The sequence below is a fragment of the Bacteroides graminisolvens genome, from assembly GCF_963666085.1.
Taxonomy (GTDB): domain Bacteria; phylum Bacteroidota; class Bacteroidia; order Bacteroidales; family Bacteroidaceae; genus Bacteroides; species Bacteroides graminisolvens.
Genome location: NZ_OY762556.1, coordinates 1,132,137 through 1,148,964, shown reverse-complemented (window position 1 = coordinate 1,148,964; position 16,828 = coordinate 1,132,137). Strand labels below are relative to the sequence as shown.

Annotated in this window: 14 protein-coding genes; 11 read left to right on the top strand and 3 right to left on the bottom strand. The window is 41.9% G+C overall.

What is annotated here, in order from left to right:
* Positions 1–29: 29 nt before the first annotated feature.
* The 7 genes from ACKPCE_RS04600 to ACKPCE_RS04570 all read left to right on the top strand — a co-directional run bounded on the left by ACKPCE_RS04600 (position 30) and on the right by ACKPCE_RS04570 (position 10,034).
* Positions 30–2,807 (top strand): TonB-dependent receptor, encoded by a 2,778-nt coding sequence (locus tag ACKPCE_RS04600; RefSeq protein WP_319504361.1) that lies wholly within the window; start codon positions 30–32, stop codon positions 2,805–2,807.
* Positions 2,808–2,821: 14 nt separating this feature from the next.
* Positions 2,822–3,754 carry a metallophosphoesterase gene (locus ACKPCE_RS04595; RefSeq protein WP_319504360.1) on the top strand — a complete coding sequence of 311 codons (933 nt, stop codon included), beginning with the start codon at positions 2,822–2,824 and terminating at the stop codon, positions 3,752–3,754.
* A gap of 136 nt (positions 3,755–3,890) precedes the next feature.
* Positions 3,891–4,853 (top strand): calcium/sodium antiporter, encoded by a 963-nt coding sequence (locus ACKPCE_RS04590; protein WP_024996003.1) that lies wholly within the window; start codon positions 3,891–3,893, stop codon positions 4,851–4,853.
* A gap of 46 nt (positions 4,854–4,899) precedes the next feature.
* Entirely contained in the window at positions 4,900–6,036 is a 1,137-nt protein-coding gene (locus tag ACKPCE_RS04585; protein ID WP_319504359.1) for an N-acetyltransferase, read from the top strand.
* An 8-nt stretch (positions 6,037–6,044) separates the two neighbouring features.
* Positions 6,045–7,907 carry a DNA topoisomerase IV subunit B gene (locus tag ACKPCE_RS04580; RefSeq protein WP_319504358.1) on the top strand — a complete coding sequence of 621 codons (1,863 nt, stop codon included), beginning with the start codon at positions 6,045–6,047 and terminating at the stop codon, positions 7,905–7,907.
* Positions 7,908–7,909: 2 nt separating this feature from the next.
* Entirely contained in the window at positions 7,910–8,362 is a 453-nt protein-coding gene (coaD, locus tag ACKPCE_RS04575; protein WP_276991572.1) for a pantetheine-phosphate adenylyltransferase, read from the top strand.
* A gap of 73 nt (positions 8,363–8,435) precedes the next feature.
* A complete protein-coding gene (locus ACKPCE_RS04570) occupies positions 8,436–10,034 on the top strand; it encodes a S41 family peptidase (RefSeq protein ID WP_319505920.1) in 1,599 nt (532 codons plus the stop codon).
* Positions 10,035–10,055: 21 nt separating this feature from the next.
* Here the strand turns inward: ACKPCE_RS04570 and ACKPCE_RS04565 are convergent, their stop codons facing one another.
* Entirely contained in the window at positions 10,056–10,682 is a 627-nt protein-coding gene (locus ACKPCE_RS04565) for a phosphatase PAP2 family protein (RefSeq protein WP_319504357.1), read from the bottom strand.
* Positions 10,683–10,788: 106 nt separating this feature from the next.
* Between ACKPCE_RS04565 and ACKPCE_RS04560 the strand changes: the two genes are divergently transcribed.
* The 4 genes from ACKPCE_RS04560 (at position 10,789) to ACKPCE_RS04545 (ending at position 15,215) form a co-directional block, all read left to right on the top strand.
* Positions 10,789–11,655 (top strand): helix-turn-helix transcriptional regulator, encoded by an 867-nt coding sequence (locus tag ACKPCE_RS04560; RefSeq protein WP_024995997.1) that lies wholly within the window; start codon positions 10,789–10,791, stop codon positions 11,653–11,655.
* Between the two features lie 136 nt (positions 11,656–11,791).
* Positions 11,792–12,472 carry a fumarate reductase gene (locus tag ACKPCE_RS04555; protein ID WP_024995996.1) on the top strand — a complete coding sequence of 227 codons (681 nt, stop codon included), beginning with the start codon at positions 11,792–11,794 and terminating at the stop codon, positions 12,470–12,472.
* A 37-nt stretch (positions 12,473–12,509) separates the two neighbouring features.
* Positions 12,510–14,453: a fumarate reductase/succinate dehydrogenase flavoprotein subunit gene (locus tag ACKPCE_RS04550; RefSeq protein WP_319504356.1), complete on the top strand. Its 1,944-nt coding sequence runs from the start codon at positions 12,510–12,512 to the stop codon at positions 14,451–14,453.
* A 6-nt stretch (positions 14,454–14,459) separates the two neighbouring features.
* Entirely contained in the window at positions 14,460–15,215 is a 756-nt protein-coding gene (locus ACKPCE_RS04545) for a succinate dehydrogenase/fumarate reductase iron-sulfur subunit (protein ID WP_024995995.1), read from the top strand.
* 69 nt (positions 15,216–15,284) lie between these two features.
* Here ACKPCE_RS04545 and dprA read toward each other — a convergent pair whose 3' ends face one another.
* Both dprA and ACKPCE_RS04535 read right to left on the bottom strand, forming a co-directional pair.
* On the bottom strand, positions 15,285–16,400 hold the full coding sequence (gene dprA, locus ACKPCE_RS04540; RefSeq protein WP_319504355.1) for a DNA-processing protein DprA: 1,116 nt from the start codon (positions 16,398–16,400) through the stop codon (positions 15,285–15,287).
* The gene (locus ACKPCE_RS04535; protein WP_319504354.1) at positions 16,393–16,806 is read right to left on the bottom strand and encodes an acyl-CoA thioesterase; all 414 of its coding nucleotides are present in this window, start codon (positions 16,804–16,806) and stop codon (positions 16,393–16,395) included. The genes dprA and ACKPCE_RS04535 overlap by 8 nt, the downstream gene beginning before the upstream one ends.
* Between the last annotated feature and the right edge of the window lie 22 nt (positions 16,807–16,828).

Genomic DNA, 16,828 nt, shown 5'->3' with positions numbered 1-16,828 from the left:
GCAATTATTATTAACGCAAGATAAAAAATATGAAACGAGTAATCAGACTGGTGTCATTTATCCTTTTATTTTCAAGTGCCACAGGCAGCATCTTGGCCGAACAAAAAGTGGTTATCAACAAACAAGGAACCGTTCGCGGACGTATAGTCGACGGCTCCAAACAGATTCTTCCCGGAGCTTCTATCTACATTGACAAGTTGCACACCGGGGTGACCAGTGACATTAACGGGTTCTATACATTACCCAATCTGGATCCGGGCACATATACGCTGAAAGTAAGTTATGTGGGCTATGATCCGGTTCTGATTAACATCACCATTCCCGAAGGGAAAACGTTGGAAAAAGACGTTGTCATGAAAGAGGGGGTTGAGTTGCAGGAGGTTGTTATAGGTGGCGCTTTGCAAGGACAAAACCGCGCTATCAATGCACAAAAGAGTAATCTGGGAATTACCAACATTGTCTCTGCCGATCAGGTAGGTAAATTTCCCGATTCAAACATAGGTGATGCGTTGAAACGCATATCGGGCATTAACGTACAATACGATCAGGGTGAAGCGCGTTTCGGACAGGTGCGTGGTACTTCGGCCGATTTGAGTTCGGTAACCATCAACGGGAACCGTGTACCTTCAGCGGAAGGAGATACGCGTAATGTGCAGCTCGATTTGATTCCGGCCGATATGGTTCAAACCATTGAGGTCAACAAGGTAATCACTCCTGATATGGATGCCGATGCCATAGGCGGTTCCATCAATTTAGTAACCAAAAACTCTCCTTACAAACGCATCATATCGGCCACGGCAGGTTCGGGTTGGAACAAGGTCAGCGAAAAGGCACAAACAAACCTAGGCTTTACGTATGGCGACAAGTTTTTCAACGACAAGCTGGGACTGATTGTCTCTGCTTCTTATCAATATGCGCCTTCGGGTTCTGATAACACGGAATTTGAATGGGGACAAACGGATGCAGGCGAGCTGTATCTTAAGAATTACGAAATAAGGCAGTACTACGTAACTCGCGAACGACAGAGTTATTCAGCGGCACTGAACTGGGATATTACTTCTAACCATAAGTTATTTTTCAAAGGCATATTTAATAACCGCAACGACTGGGAAAACAGGTACCGCACAACTTTAAAGGATTTGAATGAAGAATCTGTTAATAACACGGCCGACGTGCGCATACAAACCAAAGGAGGTACGCCCGACAACAAGAATGCGCGTTTGGAACAACAGCGTACCATGGACTTTACCTTAGGTGGTGAGCATCTTTTGGGAAGAGTGTCGGTCGACTGGAATGTTTCTTATGCCAAAGCCAGCGAGGAAAGACCCAACGAACGCTACATTGACTATGTTTTGAAGAAACAAAAGTTTACCCCTGATTTGAGCGACTTACGCAAGCCTTATTATTCGCCTCAAAGCGGATACAGCATGACGCTTGACAACACCTTCAGCCTCAAAGAAGTAACTGAGGAACAAGAGGACATTCAAGAGAAGGATTTCAAACTGAACTTGAATTTGGAACTTCCGCTCAGAAAAGGAGAATTCGGCAACAAATTGAAGTTTGGCGGAAAATTAGTGGCCAAAAGCAAAGATAAAGACAAAGACTACTACGAATACGAACCGCTTAATGAAGACGGTTTTGACATCAGTTCTTTTACGAATATTGTGAGCCAGAACCGTGATGGGTTCATGCCCGGCGATAAGTACAAAGCGGGTAGTTTCATCAGCAAGGATTATTTAGGAAACTTAGATCTGAACAATAGTTCGCTATTTAAGAAGACGCAGACCTTAGAGGAAATAGCCGTCAGCTTCAACGCCAAAGAAACAGTAACAGCGGGATACTTGCGTTTTGATCAAAACTTGGGCAAGAAATGGAAGATGATGGCGGGTGTTCGTTTGGAAAACACGCACATTAAGTATTCGGGAATGAATTATGATGCCAATAAAGATGAGCTGACTCACACGGCAGAATCAAAGAAGTCATACCTGAATGTGCTTCCTTCTTTACTCGTTAAGTATGATGCCAACGATGAATTGAAAGTTCGTGCTTCTTTCACCAATACCATTTCACGTCCTAAATACTCGGCATTGATTCCCAATGTGAACATCACCAAAGACGATGAAATTTCAATGGGTAACCCCGACCTGGATGCTACCATCTCTTACAACCTCGACTTAAGCGCTGATTATTACTTCAAAAGCATCGGTTTAGTAAGTGCAGGTGTGTTTTACAAAAGAATCAATGATTTTATTGTTGACCAGCGCATCAGCGATTATGTATACAACGGTGAAACGTACCAGAAATTCACACAGCCTAAAAATGCGGGTAACGCCGACTTGTTAGGCGTAGAGTTAGGCTATCAACGTGATTTTGGGTTTATTGCTCCGGCTCTTAAGCACTTTGGTTTTTATGGTAACTATACTTATACGTACACTCGCGTAAGTGATTTCAATTTTGAAGGACGCGAAAACGAAAGCGGCCTCAGACTGCCCGGCTCGCCTAAAAATACGGCCAACGCTTCTCTTTATTATGAACGTAGCGGACTAAACGTGAGGTTGTCTTACAATTATGCTTCTGCCTTTATTGATGAAATGGGTAAAACAAAGTTTGAAGATCGTTACTATGATGCTGTTAATTACCTCGACCTGAATGCGAGCTATACGTTTGCCAAGCATTATACTTTCTATGTTGAAGCAAACAATTTATTGAATCAGCCGTTACGCTATTATCAGGGTTCCAAGGACTTGACTGCCCAGGTTGAATACTACGGGGTTAAGATGAACGCCGGATTTAAAATAAACTTCTAACAAAGTAAGTACAAATGAGAAAGATAAATTTTCTACTGCTGTTTCTGACACTGGCGCTCTCTAGCGCAAGAGCGCAGATTACAGACTATTCCATATTTGAAGATAAATTCAACTTCTACATTGCCAATGATTTGGGGCGAAACGGTTATTACGACCAAAAGCCCATAGCAGAGTTAATGGGGAAGATGGGTGAAGAAATAGGACCGGAGTTTGTGGTTGCAGCCGGTGACATCCATCATTTTGAGGGTGTACGCAGCGTGAACGACCCTTTGTGGATGACAAACTATGAATTAATTTATAGTCACCCCGAATTAATGATTGACTGGTATCCTATTCTGGGTAACCACGAATACCGCGGTAATACACAAGCTGTGTTAGATTATACAAACGTGAGCCGACGCTGGAGTATGCCGGCGCAATACTACACCAAAAGCTTCAACGAAGAAGGAGTTACGGTACGTATTGTGTGGATAGATACGGCTCCGCTCATCGACAAGTACCGTAACGACACGCAAACGTATCCGGATGCTTGCAAACAAGACATGAAGAAGCAACTGGCCTGGATAGATGACGTGCTGACTAAAGCGAAAGAGGATTGGGTTATTGTTGTGGGGCATCATCCCATCTACGCTGAAACATCCAAAGATGATTCGGAGCGGAGTGACCTGCAAAACCGTTTGGACCCGATTCTCAGGAAACATAAAGTTGACATGTATGTATGCGGACACATCCATAACTTTCAGCACATACGAATGAATGGAAGCAACATCGATTATGTGGTGAATTCGGCCGGTTCTCTGGCCCGCAAAGTTAAACCTGTGGAAGGTACGCTTTTCTGCAGTCCGGAACCGGGTTTTGCCGTATGCACTGCAACCAAAAACACATTGGATCTTCGAATGATTGATAAAAAAGGCAACATACTTCACACGGTAAGCCGACAAAAATAACTCAACTCTTGAATTTAACTCAATAAAGGGGCATCTCTTCGAGACGGAAGGGGTGCCCTTGTCTTTTTAAAACAAATTGTAATTTGCCGCTTTTGTTTTTAAGAATCATTATATTTGCACACAAAATAAAGAAACTATGAACATACTACTTCTTATTGGAGGACTGGTACTCATTTTATTGGGTGCCAACGGATTAACGGATGGTGCTTCGTCAATTGCCAAACGGTTTAACATTCCCTCAATTGTTATCGGGCTCACAATAGTGGCTTTCGGGACTTCAACACCCGAACTTACCGTCAGCGTTTCTTCGGCTTTAAAGGGAAGTGCCGATATATCAATCGGTAATGTGGTGGGTAGCAACATATTCAACACGCTGATGATAGTAGGCTGCACTGCCTTGTTTGCTCCGATAGTAATCACCCGAAATACACTGAGAAAGGAAATACCATTGTGTGTTTTGGCATCTGTAGCACTATTTATTTGTGCCAATGATATGTTGTTTGATAAAGCAGACGCAAATACGCTAAGCATAACCGATGGTTTGTTATTACTCTGCTTCTTTGTTATTTTCTTGGGCTATACGTTTGCCATTGCTTCCAACAAAAGCGGAGAAAACAGTGAGGAAACAGAAGAGATTAAAACATTACCGGTATGGAAATCGGTGTTATACATTGTTGGCGGATTGTGCGGACTCATATTCGGCGGACAGTGGTTTGTTGAAGGTGCCAGTGGCATAGCACGAAATCTGGGCGTAAGCGAATCAATTATCGGATTGACTTTGGTGGCAGGCGGAACTTCGTTGCCCGAGTTAGCGACTTCTGTTGTTGCGGCATTGAAAAAAAATCCCGAAATAGCCATCGGAAATGTAATAGGCAGCAATCTCTTCAACATATTCTTCGTATTGGGTTGTAGTGCAAGCATTACGCCTTTACGCATGAGTGGAATCACGAACTTTGACCTGGCAGTAATGGTTGCCTCGGGAATATTGCTTTGGCTTTTTGGCTTGTTCTTTGCCAAACGAACCATAACACGTATCGAGGGAAGCATACTTATTTTATGCTACATCGCATACACGTCGGTACTCATTTACATGGCGTAAACAAAAAAAGCGTAACTTTGCGCCCCTACTACAATAGAATACAATTATGGCAATAACAATCAAGAAAGTAACGAATAAAAGTGAATTAAAGAAATTCATCCGTTTAAATTACGAGCTTTATAAAAACAACCCATACTCCGTACCCGACCTGTATGACGATATGTTGAATACCTTCAACAAGAAGAAAAATGCAGCATTCGAGTTCTGTGATGCCGATTATTTCCTTGCGTACAAAGACAACGAACTGGTTGGCAGAGTAGCCGCCATCATCAACCACAAAGCGAACAGTGTGTGGAACAAGAAGGAGGTGCGTTTCGGATGGATTGACTTTATTGACGATCAGGAGGTTTCTGGCGCTTTAATAAAGGCTGTAGAAGAGTGGGGAAAAGAAAGAGGCATGGAATATATTCAGGGACCGCTGGGGTTTACTGATTTCGATGCGGAAGGGATGTTGGTTGAAGGCTTTGATCAGCTTAGTACCATGGCTACCACTTACAACTATCCGTATTATCCAGAACACATGGAGCGGTTAGGTTTTGGGAAGGATGCCGACTGGGTTGAATTCAAGATATACATACCCGATGCCATTCCCGAGAAGCATCAACGTATTTCGGAACTGATACAGCGCAAATACAATCTGAAGGTTAAGAAATATACGTCTGCCAAGAAAATAGCACGAGATTACGGACAGGCTATTTTTGAATTGATGAACGAGGCTTACAGTCAGTTATACGGTTACTCACCTTTGTCGCAAGGACAGATTGACCAATACGTAAAAATGTATTTGCCCATTGTTGATTTAAGAATGGTGACATTGATTACAGATGCCGACGATAAGTTGATTGCCGTAGGTATTTCTATGCCCTCATTATCAGAGGCTTTGCAAAAAGCAAAAGGAAGAATGCTCCCCTTTGGATGGTACTATTTGCTGAAGGCTCTTTTCATGAAGAGACGTGCCAAAATGCTCGATCTGTTGCTGGTAGCCGTGAAACCTGAATATCAAAATAAAGGTGTTAACGCCTTGTTATTTTCTGATTTAATTCCCATTTATCAGAAATTAGGTTTTATATTTGCAGAAAGCAACCCCGAACTTGAGATGAACGGAAAGGTACAGGCTCAATGGGAATACTTCAAAACAGAACAACACAAACGCCGACGCGCGTTCGTGAAAAAGATTGATTAATTTTGAATATGGAAGAAATCTACGAAGAAAAGCAACAAGAAATTTCTTATACCGAGGACAATATCAGAACGCTCGACTGGAAAGAACACATCCGTCGCCGTCCCGGTATGTACATTGGTAAGTTGGGTGACGGTTCGCATTCCGATGATGGTATTTATGTTCTCCTGAAAGAAGCGATGGATAACTCCATCGATGAATACATGATGGGATACGGCAAAACCATAGAGGTTACTGTTGTTGACGGAAAAGTATCTGTACGAGACCACGGACGAGGTATTCCGTTAGGAAAAGTAGTGGATGTTTCTTCTAAAATGAACACCGGCGGAAAATATGATTCCAAAGCGTTTAAAAAGTCAGTGGGCTTAAACGGTGTGGGTATTAAAGCTGTCAACGCTCTATCCAGTTACTTTAAAGTATGCAGTTTCCGTGATGGAGAGATGAAATGTGCCGAGTTTGAACAAGGCAATATCGTAGTTGATTGTCCCATTACAAAAACAAATGAGGATAATGGTACGTTGACCGAGTTCATTCCGGATAAAAGCATTTTCAAGGACTATCAATATCTTAAAGAACATATAGAACCTTTGTTAAAGAACTACGTGTTCCTTAACTCAGGACTTATCATTGTATTCAACGGAAAGAAGTTTCATTCTCGCAACGGACTGGTTGATTTGCTGAATGAAAACATGACTACGGATCCTCTTTACCCCATCATTCATCTCAAAGGGGAGGATATTGAAGTAGTTATTACGCATAGTAACCAATACGGCGAAGAGTATTATTCTTTTGTAAACGGTCAGCATACCACTCAGGGGGGTACGCACCTCACTGCTTTTCGTGAAGCGCTGGGAAGAACCATCAAGGAGTATTATAACAAGAACTTTGACTATGCCGATATAAGAAGCGGAATGATTGGAGCGATCAGCATAAAAGTTGAAGAACCTGTTTTCGAATCACAAACAAAGACCAAGCTAGGCTCCAAAGACATGGGTCCGGATGGTCCTTCTGTTAGTAAATTCATCGGCGATTTTGTGAAAAAGGAGCTGGATAACTTCCTGCACATCAATCACGAAACTTCCGAAATCATGCTTCAAAAGATTCAGGATTCCGAGAAAGAACGCAAGGCAATAGCCGGAGTAACCAAACTGGCACGAGAAAGAGCCAAAAAAGCCAATCTGCATAACCGTAAACTGCGCGATTGCAGAGTGCATTTAAACGATACCAAAGGAAAAGACCTGGAAGAATCGAGCATTTTCATTACCGAGGGTGATTCTGCCAGCGGGTCTATCACCAAAAGTCGGGATGTAAATACGCAAGCGGTATTCAGTTTACGCGGCAAGCCGCTTAACTCTTACGGATTGACTAAAAAAATTGTATACGAGAACGAAGAGTTCAACCTGCTTCAGGCAGCACTAAACATAGAGGATGGTATAGAAGGACTCCGTTACAACAAAGTAATTGTTGCCACCGATGCCGATGTGGATGGCATGCATATCCGCTTATTACTCATCACTTTCTTTTTGCAGTTCTTCCCTGATTTAATTAAAAAGGGACATGTGTACATTCTGCAAACTCCTTTGTTCAGAGTAAGAAACAAGAAGAAAACCATTTATTGCTACAACGAAGAAGAACGACTGAATGCGGTCAATGAATTAGGTCCCAATCCTGAAATTACTCGTTTTAAGGGACTTGGTGAAATTTCGCCCGACGAGTTTCAGCATTTTATCGGCAAAGACATTCGTTTGGAGCAGGTTTCGTTGCGTAAAAATGACCTGGTAAAAGAACTGCTGGAGTTTTATATGGGTAAGAATACGATGGAAAGGCAAAACTTTATCATCGATAATCTGGTTATTGAAGAAGATATAGCATAAGAATGAACAGAGCCATATTTCCGGGAACATTTGATCCCTTTACTATCGGACATTATTCCGTTGTGAGAAGAGCGCTTACTTTTATGGATGAAGTGGTTATTGGCATTGGTATCAATGAAAATAAAAACACTTATTTCCCCATACAAAAAAGGTTAGACATGATTCAGAAATTCTATAAAGCAGAACCTCGAATCAAAGTAATGACATACGACTGTCTGACCATTGACTTCGCCCAAAAGGTGGAAGCTAAATTTATTGTGAGAGGGATACGAACGGTAAAGGATTTCGAATACGAAGAGACCATAGCCGACATCAACAGAAAACTGGCGGGCATTGAAACGATCTTATTATTTACCGAACCGGAACTGACCTGTATAAGCTCAACTATTGTACGCGAATTATTAAGTTTTGACAAAGATATAAGCGCCTTCATTCCCGAAGGACTGGAATTGTAAATTGTAGGACATGAAACAGAAAAACATCATAAAGAGCCTTGCGCTTGATAAGGCTCTTTTTTTTATTGCTATCATGGGGGGAGTTATCTCTGCTCAAACGGCCAGTGGCCAGAACTTTGGGACGGATGCATCGCGCAAATTGCAAATGGCGCAATTTGCCATCACCAATCTTTATGTAGATAAAGTTGATGAAAACAAGCTGGTTGAAGAGGCAATTATTAAAATGCTGGCGCAACTAGATCCGCATTCAACCTATTCCGACGCGCAAGAGGTGAAGAAAATGAACGAACCGCTCATTGGTAACTTTGAAGGAATAGGCGTTCAGTTTAACATGGTAGAAGATACGTTATTCGTCATTCAACCGGTGAGTAATGGACCGTCCGAGAAAGTCGGTATCTTAGCCGGAGACCGTATTGTTGCTGTAAATGATACGGCTATAGCAGGAGTTAAAATGAGTACGGAGGATATTATGAGTCGTTTGCGTGGTCCTAAAGATTCCAAAGTAAACCTGACCATTGTTAGAAGAGGCATCAAAGATCCCTTGCATTTCAAGGTAGTACGAGATAAAATTCCTATTTACAGTTTGGATGCAAGTTACATGATACAACCTAAAACAGGTTATATACGCATCAATCGTTTTGGAGCTACTACAACGGAAGAATTCAATAAATCGCTCAAAGAACTTCAGAAGAAAGGGATGAAAGATTTGATTCTTGATTTACAAGGTAATGGCGGTGGTTATCTGAACGCAGCCATTGATTTAGCTAATGAATTCTTGGAACAAAAAGAATTAATAGTGTATACTGAAGGGCGTAACTCCCAACGGAGTGAGTTCTTTGCTAAAGGTACCGGAGATTTCAAGAAAGGAAAACTGATTGTCCTAGTTGATGAGTTCTCAGCCTCAGCCAGTGAGATTGTAACCGGGGCAATCCAAGATTGGGATCGTGGTGTTGTGGTGGGACGCAGGTCATTCGGAAAAGGATTGGTGCAACGCCCCATTGACTTACCCGATGGTTCGATGATACGCCTGACCGTTGCACGGTATTACACTCCGGCCGGACGTTGTATTCAAAAGCCATACAAAGCCGGTGAGAAAGAAAGTGAAGACGGAAGTTTCACGTCTTACAACCAAGACCTGATCCATCGGTATAACAATGGAGAAATGACTAGTGCAGATAGCATTCATTTCCCCGATTCATTGAAGTGCCTGACTAAGAAACTGAAAAGAGTAGTTTACGCAGGCGGCGGAATCATGCCCGATTACTTTGTACCTGTTGATACCACTCAGTACACGGTGTATCATCAAAACATAGCAGCGAAAGGGGTGATCCTTAAGACAACAATGAAATTCATTGAGAACAATAGGAAATCTCTTTTAGCTAAATACAACAAATTTGAAACCTATGAGAAGGATTTCACAATCAGTGAGGATATGCTGAAGGAAATGAGGGAAATGGCCGATAAAGAGAAGATAACATTTGATGAGAAACAATATCAGCAATCACTCCCATTAATCAAGGCACAGCTCAAAGCACTTATTGCCCGTGACTTATGGGATATGACTGAGTATTTCAGGGTCATCAACAAAAGCAACCCAAGTGTTCAGCGTGCGCTGGAAATTCTGAGCTCAACAGAATATGAGAATATATTAAAATCCGGAAAGAGACTCTGATTTCCTTAGTCATCTGCGGCTTTAATAACAAATGGTTATTTCCTTCTTCACCGACGGAAGTAACCATTTTTTTAGCCACTTATTGATATACACATTTGCAAAAGCGCAACCCGTACCCAATACTGCCCCCGCTAATACGTCCGACGGATAATGTACTCCTTGATTCATCCGGGAAAAACCCACAGAACAAGCCCATAAGGCAGAAGGTGCAATAACGTACCATTTCGGGTATTTTATACTCAACGAGGTGGCCAGTGAGAAAGCCGAAGCTGTATGTATGGAAGGAAATGAAGGATCACCCGGGCGTTCTTGTTCATCCACCCTATCAGGATATTTTTCAAACGGACGCATCCTGTTAATTAATATTTTACTGCCATAAGAAACAGCGAAAGCCTCTATAACACTTGTCCCGATATACACGGCATCTTCAAACAGACCGCAATCTTTGTTAAGACCCGCATATATAGCCATACAAGTGGGTAATCCAACCACAATATAAGGAGTTGAACCGGCAATAAATTTTGATGAATGACGGATAAATTTGCTATCCAAGCTATTTATCTTATGTAAAGTGTTGATATCCCAGTTCTGAGAATAACTGTTTTCTACACATACAAAGCAGAATAGAAATACAAAAAAAGCTTTCATTTTTATTCTATAATATACGTTTTTGGCAAAGATATGCTAAAATTATGAATTGAACCACGCAAAAAATGTATCTTTGTTTAGAAAGTAAAAGAAACATCAGCGATTTATGCCGACAAATTCGATCTGCGCACGATTATCTAATTGCTCTGCGTGTAAAAAGGCAACCAATGATATACTTGTTCATCGGAGCTTTATCAGAGGAAAACATTTCCCTGCAGAGAAGTGCGTTCAGAATTGTATGATTTTCATTTTAAAAGGCGAACTACTTGTCAACAGCGACGAGTATCCGGGAACAAATCTTAAAAAGGGAGACTTTATACTTCAGGCCATCAACTCAAAAATAGAATTATTAGCGCTCACTGATGTTGAATATATTGTTTTCTGGTTCAATAAACTTCCGGTAGTTTGCGAAGAGCGTTACCATGAAATAATAACCAATTCTGAAGCACCCATAACATATTCTGCATTAAAGATTAACGACAAGTTAACTCGTTTGTTGACCCAAATAACCGAGTACTTGGAAGAACACAATCCCTGCGATCAGATTATCAATTTGAAAAGTCAGGAACTGGTATTTGTCATTACTTGCTACTACCCTATTCATCAATTGAAAGCTTTTTTCTACCCCATCAGCAAATACATTGAGCATTTTCATGTTTTCGTCATGCAAAACTACCACAAAGTTAAAACCGTGGAAGAATTTGCACATTTGGGTGGATATTCTACTACCACGTTCAGACGATTATTTAAGAATATGTACGGCGAACCGGTTTATGAATGGATACTGAACCAAAAGAAAAAAGCCATTTTAGATGAACTACAGAACACCAATCAAAAGGTTGGCGAAGTAAGCAAAAACTACGGTTTCGATAGCTTGTCGCATTTCGCTCATTTCTGTAAATCTTCCTTTGGTTATTCACCTCGCGAACTAAGAACCCGTACGGCTCAGGGAGAAAAGATACAAATCAGGTAACAAGCCCTCATTATTAAGGAATTATTTCTTTAATTGCTTGCTAAATCAAGGTATTTCACGTACTTTTGCGGTTCAAACAGACAGGTAATTATGAATATATAGTTCTAACAATTAAATAATTTAAAATCAATCATTTATGTGGTTAAGTAATTCATCTGTAGGAAGGAAAGTGGTGATGAGTATCACTGGGCTCGCCCTTATCCTGTTTCTGACATTTCACATGGCGATGAATCTCGTTGCAATCATCAGTGGTGATGCTTACAACGTGGTTTGTAAGTTCCTGGGAGCTAATTGGTACGCATTAGTAGCTACTATGGGACTGGCTGCTCTTTTCGTAATCCACATTGTCTATGCATTCTGGTTAACCATTCAGAATCGCAATGCACGTGGAAGTGAACGCTATGCTGTTGTTGAAAAGCCAAAATCAGTAGAATGGGCTTCTCAAAACATGCTTGTTCTGGGTATTATTGTCATTTTGGGCTTAGCACTTCACTTGGCTAACTTCTGGTACAAAATGCAATTTAATGAAATCACAGGTGTACTACCCGGAGTTGATCCTCACGACGGAGCTGCGCTTATCAAAGAGACATTCAGTTCTCCTGTGTTTGTAGTTCTTTATTTGTTGTGGTTAGGCGCATTGTGGTTCCATCTGACTCATGGTTTCTGGAGCTCACTTCAAACAATGGGTTGGAACAACAAAGTTTGGTTTGAACGCTGGAAGCTTGTTTCAAACATCTATTCAACTATCATTGTTGGCGGATTCGCACTTGTTGTTGTGGTGTTTTTCTTGAAATCGCTGATGTGCGGAGCTTGTTAGTAATACAAATTGTAAATCATTAAATTGTTAAAGCATTATGACTAAGATAGATTCAAAAATTCCTGAAGGCCAATTGGCTGAGAAATGGAGTAACTATAAAGCTCATCAAAAACTTGTAAACCCGGCTAACAAGCGTCGTCTGGACATTATCGTTGTTGGTACAGGACTTGCAGGTGCATCGGCAGCAGCTTCTTTGGGCGAAATGGGATTCAAGGTTTTCAACTTTTGCATTCAAGATTCACCACGTCGTGCTCACTCAATTGCAGCGCAAGGTGGTATCAATGCTGCTAAGAATTATCAGAACGACGGTGACTCTGTTTACCGTTTATTTTACGATACGATAAAAGGAGGTGATTACCGCGCTCGCGAAGCTAACGTTTACCGTCTGGCAGAGGTTTCGAATGCCATCATTGACCAATGTGTGGCTCAAGGAGTTCCCTTTGCACGTGATTACGGTGGCACACTCGACAACCGCTCTTTCGGTGGAGCTCAGGTTTCACGTACGTTTTATGCAAAAGGTCAGACCGGACAACAGTTGTTGTTAGGTGCTTATTCTGCATTAAGCCGTCAGGTACACAAAGGCAACGTGAAGCTTTTCACCCGCTATGAAATGCTTGATTTGGTAGTTATCGAGGGTCGTGCCCGCGGAATCATAGCTCGTAACTTGGTTACGGGAGAGATTGAGAGATTCTCTGCTCACGCTGTTGTTATAGGCACCGGGGGGTATGGAAACGCTTTCTTCCTTTCAACAAATGCGATGGGATCTAACGGTTCGGTTGTTATTCAGTGCTACAAAAAGGGCGCTTACTTTGCTAACCCTTGTTACGCACAGATTCACCCTACTTGTATCCCCGTACACGGCGACAAACAATCAAAGTTGACGTTAATGTCAGAATCACTTCGTAACGACGGACGTATCTGGGTTCCCAAAAAGCTGGAAGATGCCAAAGCTCTTCAGGCTGGAACCAAAAAAGCAACAGATATTCCTGACGAAGACCGCGATTTCTATTTGGAACGTCGTTATCCCGCATTCGGAAACTTGGTTCCGCGTGACGTAGCTTCTCGTGCTGCCAAAGAACGTTGTGACGCTGGTTTCGGTGTAAACAATACAGGCCTGGCTGTATACCTTGACTTCAAGTATGCTATTGACCGTTTGGGTGAAGACGTAGTTCGTGCCCGTTATGGTAACCTTTTCGATATGTATGAAGAAATCACTGACGAGAACCCATACAAAACTCCGATGATGATTTTCCCTGCTATTCACTATACAATGGGTGGTATCTGGGTTGATTACGAATTAATGACTTCTATTCCCGGACTTTTCGCTATCGGTGAATGTAACTTCTCAGATCACGGTGCAAACCGTTTGGGAGCTTCTGCATTAATGCAAGGTTTGGCTGATGGTTATTTTGTACTTCCATATACTATACAGAACTATTTGGCAGATCAGATTCAGGTTCCACGTTTCTCTACTGATCTTCCTGAGTTTGTTGAAACAGAAAAAGCTGTTGTTGAGAAAATCAATAAGATTAAAGCTGTTAACGGCAAGCATTCTGTTGACTCAATCCACAAGAAACTAGGTCACATTATGTGGGATTTCGTAGGTATGGCTCGTACAAAAGAATCTTTGCAGAAAGCATTGGACGGAATCAAAGAGGTTAAAAAAGACTTCTGGGCTAACGTACGCATACCCGGAGATGTAAATGAGTTAAACATTGAACTTGAAAAAGCTCTCCGCCTGTCAGACTTTATAGAAGTTGGAATGCTGATGGCTACAGACGCCTTGAATCGTGAAGAATCTTGCGGTGGTCACTTCCGTGAAGAATTCCAAACACCCGAAGGTGAGGCTCTTCGTGATGACGCAAACTTCTCTTATGTATCTTGCTGGAAATACACCGGCGAAGATTCTGCTCCTGAATTAATCAAGGAAGATCTTAACTATCAGTTTGTGAAGGTACAAACCCGTAACTATAAAGCATAACATACAATGGAAAAAAATATATCATTTACGCTCAAGGTATGGCGTCAGAAAGGCCCTAAAGCAAAAGGTGCTTTTGAAACATATCAAATGAAAGATATCCCGGGAGATACTTCATTTCTTGAAATGCTAGATATCTTAAATGAAGACCTGATTAACGAGGGAAAAGAACCGATTGTATTTGATCACGACTGTCGCGAAGGAATTTGCGGTATGTGTTCTTTATACATCAACGGACATCCTCACGGTCCTGCAACCGGTGCTACCACTTGTCAGATGTACATGCGTCGTTTCGAAGACGGTGACACAATCACTGTTGAACCTTGGCGTTCTGCAGGATTCCCTGTTATCCGTGATTTGATGGTTGACCGCACAGCGTTCGACAAAATTATGCAAGCCGGAGGATATGTGAATATCAATACCGGTGCTCCTCAAGATGCCAATGCTATACTTATATCAAAGGAAATAGCCGACGAAGCGATGGATTCTGCTTCATGTATAGGTTGTGGTGCTTGCGTTGCTGCTTGTAAGAACGGTTCGGCTATGCTGTTCCTTTCGGCTAAGGTAAGTCAGCTGGCTTTACTTCCTCAAGGAAAAGTAGAAGCAGCTCGCCGTGCAAAAGCCATGGTTTCTAAAATGGATGAATTAGGATTTGGTAACTGCACAAACACACGTGCTTGTGAAGCTGAATGTCCAAAAAACATCTCTATCAGTAATATTGCACGCTTGAATCGTGAATTTATTTCTGCCAAACTTAAGGATTAAGCTCTAGTAGCGAAATCATAAATGATAATAGGAAGAGAGCTTGAATGTTCTCTTCCTATTTTTTTATAATCATGTGAGCAGTTTATATATTCCACCGGCCTGGAGCGAGATAATCCCTTTCATTTCCATTTCAAATAAAAGAGAATTCATTCGGTTAACCGGAATATCAGTGGCTACAACAAGCGAGTTGATTTGCTGGCTTCCCTCTTCAAGCTTAGACACAACAGCACATTCATCATCGGAAAGATCGGGAAACAAAGTACGCTGAATAGCTTCCGGACTGGGAGTGGCTTTCACATCCCAACACATGGCACGTACAAAGTCCTCGGCAGATTGTATCAAAGTAGCCTTATTATCGCGAATCAGTTGATTACAACCTTTTGAATATTCATCTTCACTTCTTCCCGGAAAAGCAAAACAATCACGGTGATAACTCTCGGCTATGTCTGCCGTAATCAACGAACCACCTTTTGCAGCCGACTCAACCACGATGGTTGCATCACAAAGCCCTGCAACAATTCGGTTGCGACTAACAAAATTATATCTGTCGGGAGTCGTTCCACTCATAAACTCAGTGAGCAGTCCGCCACGAGCAATCATATCGACAGCTGTTTTGCGGTGCACCGACGGATAGATACGATCTAATCCGTGAGCCAAGACCCCAATGGTAGACAAGTTGTATTCCAGCGCTGCCCGGTGAGCATGAATATCAATGCCATAAGCCAATCCGCTTACAATCAGTACATCGGGAACCATCTCCACCAAATCACGCATGAAACGCAAACATAAATTTTTACCATAATCTGTTGCATGCCGGGTACCAACCAAGCTAACAGCATGTGGCGGATTCAACGAGGCATTTCCTTTGTAATAAAGCACAATAGGAGCATCATCGCACTCACGCAAGCGAGACGGATACTCTTCTTCACCCATTGTTATACATTTCAAGTGATTTTTCACCACGAACTCATATTCCGCTTCAGCCCTAGTCAGCGCTTGCGGACAATTCAAGGCTTCAACCACCCGGGCACCTGCAACCCCTTTCATGACTTCGGGAACCTCTTTGCGACGGTCAAAAACATCAACCGCACTTCCCATTGCCTGAATCAGGTTACGCGCCCAAACAGGTCCGATGCCTGCTATCTGAGTCAAAGCGATGCTACAGATTCGTTCCTGATCAGTCATCGTTCCTCAAATAAGGAGCAAATAACTTATCGAACACCTCACTCTGTGTGAGACGACCATTCACCACACAAACCGTATCGACTACGGCTTTTACGACTATTTTGTTATCTTCTTTTCGAAATATATCCTGATAAAAGACGTATTTGATTCCTTCTTTCTTCAGATAGAGTTTAGAAACAAACTGATCGCCACTCTTCAATGGAGTTTTAAAAGAAATCGTAATGCGCGCTACAACCGGATCGATGCCTTGAGTATGCAAATCGGCAAATGACACACCAGCCGACAAGAGAAACTCATGACGGGTATGCTCTAAGTAATGCTGATAATTTGCATTATTCACAATACCTTGTAAATCGCACTCGTAATCACGCACCTTCAAAATCAGTTCATAAATGTATTTATTCATAGTATTGAGATTCTGATTGATG

Coding starts and splice junctions, on each gene's coding strand:
- ACKPCE_RS04600 (WP_319504361.1), top strand. CDS start 30: ATGAAACGAGTAATCAGACTGGTGTCATTTATCCTTTTATTTTCAAGT.
- ACKPCE_RS04595 (WP_319504360.1), top strand. CDS start 2,822: ATGAGAAAGATAAATTTTCTACTGCTGTTTCTGACACTGGCGCTCTCT.
- ACKPCE_RS04590 (WP_024996003.1), top strand. CDS start 3,891: ATGAACATACTACTTCTTATTGGAGGACTGGTACTCATTTTATTGGGT.
- ACKPCE_RS04585 (WP_319504359.1), top strand. CDS start 4,900: ATGGCAATAACAATCAAGAAAGTAACGAATAAAAGTGAATTAAAGAAA.
- ACKPCE_RS04580 (WP_319504358.1), top strand. CDS start 6,045: ATGGAAGAAATCTACGAAGAAAAGCAACAAGAAATTTCTTATACCGAG.
- coaD (WP_276991572.1), top strand. CDS start 7,910: ATGAACAGAGCCATATTTCCGGGAACATTTGATCCCTTTACTATCGGA.
- ACKPCE_RS04570 (WP_319505920.1), top strand. CDS start 8,436: ATGGGGGGAGTTATCTCTGCTCAAACGGCCAGTGGCCAGAACTTTGGG.
- ACKPCE_RS04565 (WP_319504357.1), bottom strand. CDS start 10,682: ATGAAAGCTTTTTTTGTATTTCTATTCTGCTTTGTATGTGTAGAAAAC.
- ACKPCE_RS04560 (WP_024995997.1), top strand. CDS start 10,789: ATGCCGACAAATTCGATCTGCGCACGATTATCTAATTGCTCTGCGTGT.
- ACKPCE_RS04555 (WP_024995996.1), top strand. CDS start 11,792: ATGTGGTTAAGTAATTCATCTGTAGGAAGGAAAGTGGTGATGAGTATC.
- ACKPCE_RS04550 (WP_319504356.1), top strand. CDS start 12,510: ATGACTAAGATAGATTCAAAAATTCCTGAAGGCCAATTGGCTGAGAAA.
- ACKPCE_RS04545 (WP_024995995.1), top strand. CDS start 14,460: ATGGAAAAAAATATATCATTTACGCTCAAGGTATGGCGTCAGAAAGGC.
- dprA (WP_319504355.1), bottom strand. CDS start 16,400: ATGACTGATCAGGAACGAATCTGTAGCATCGCTTTGACTCAGATAGCA.
- ACKPCE_RS04535 (WP_319504354.1), bottom strand. CDS start 16,806: ATGAATAAATACATTTATGAACTGATTTTGAAGGTGCGTGATTACGAG.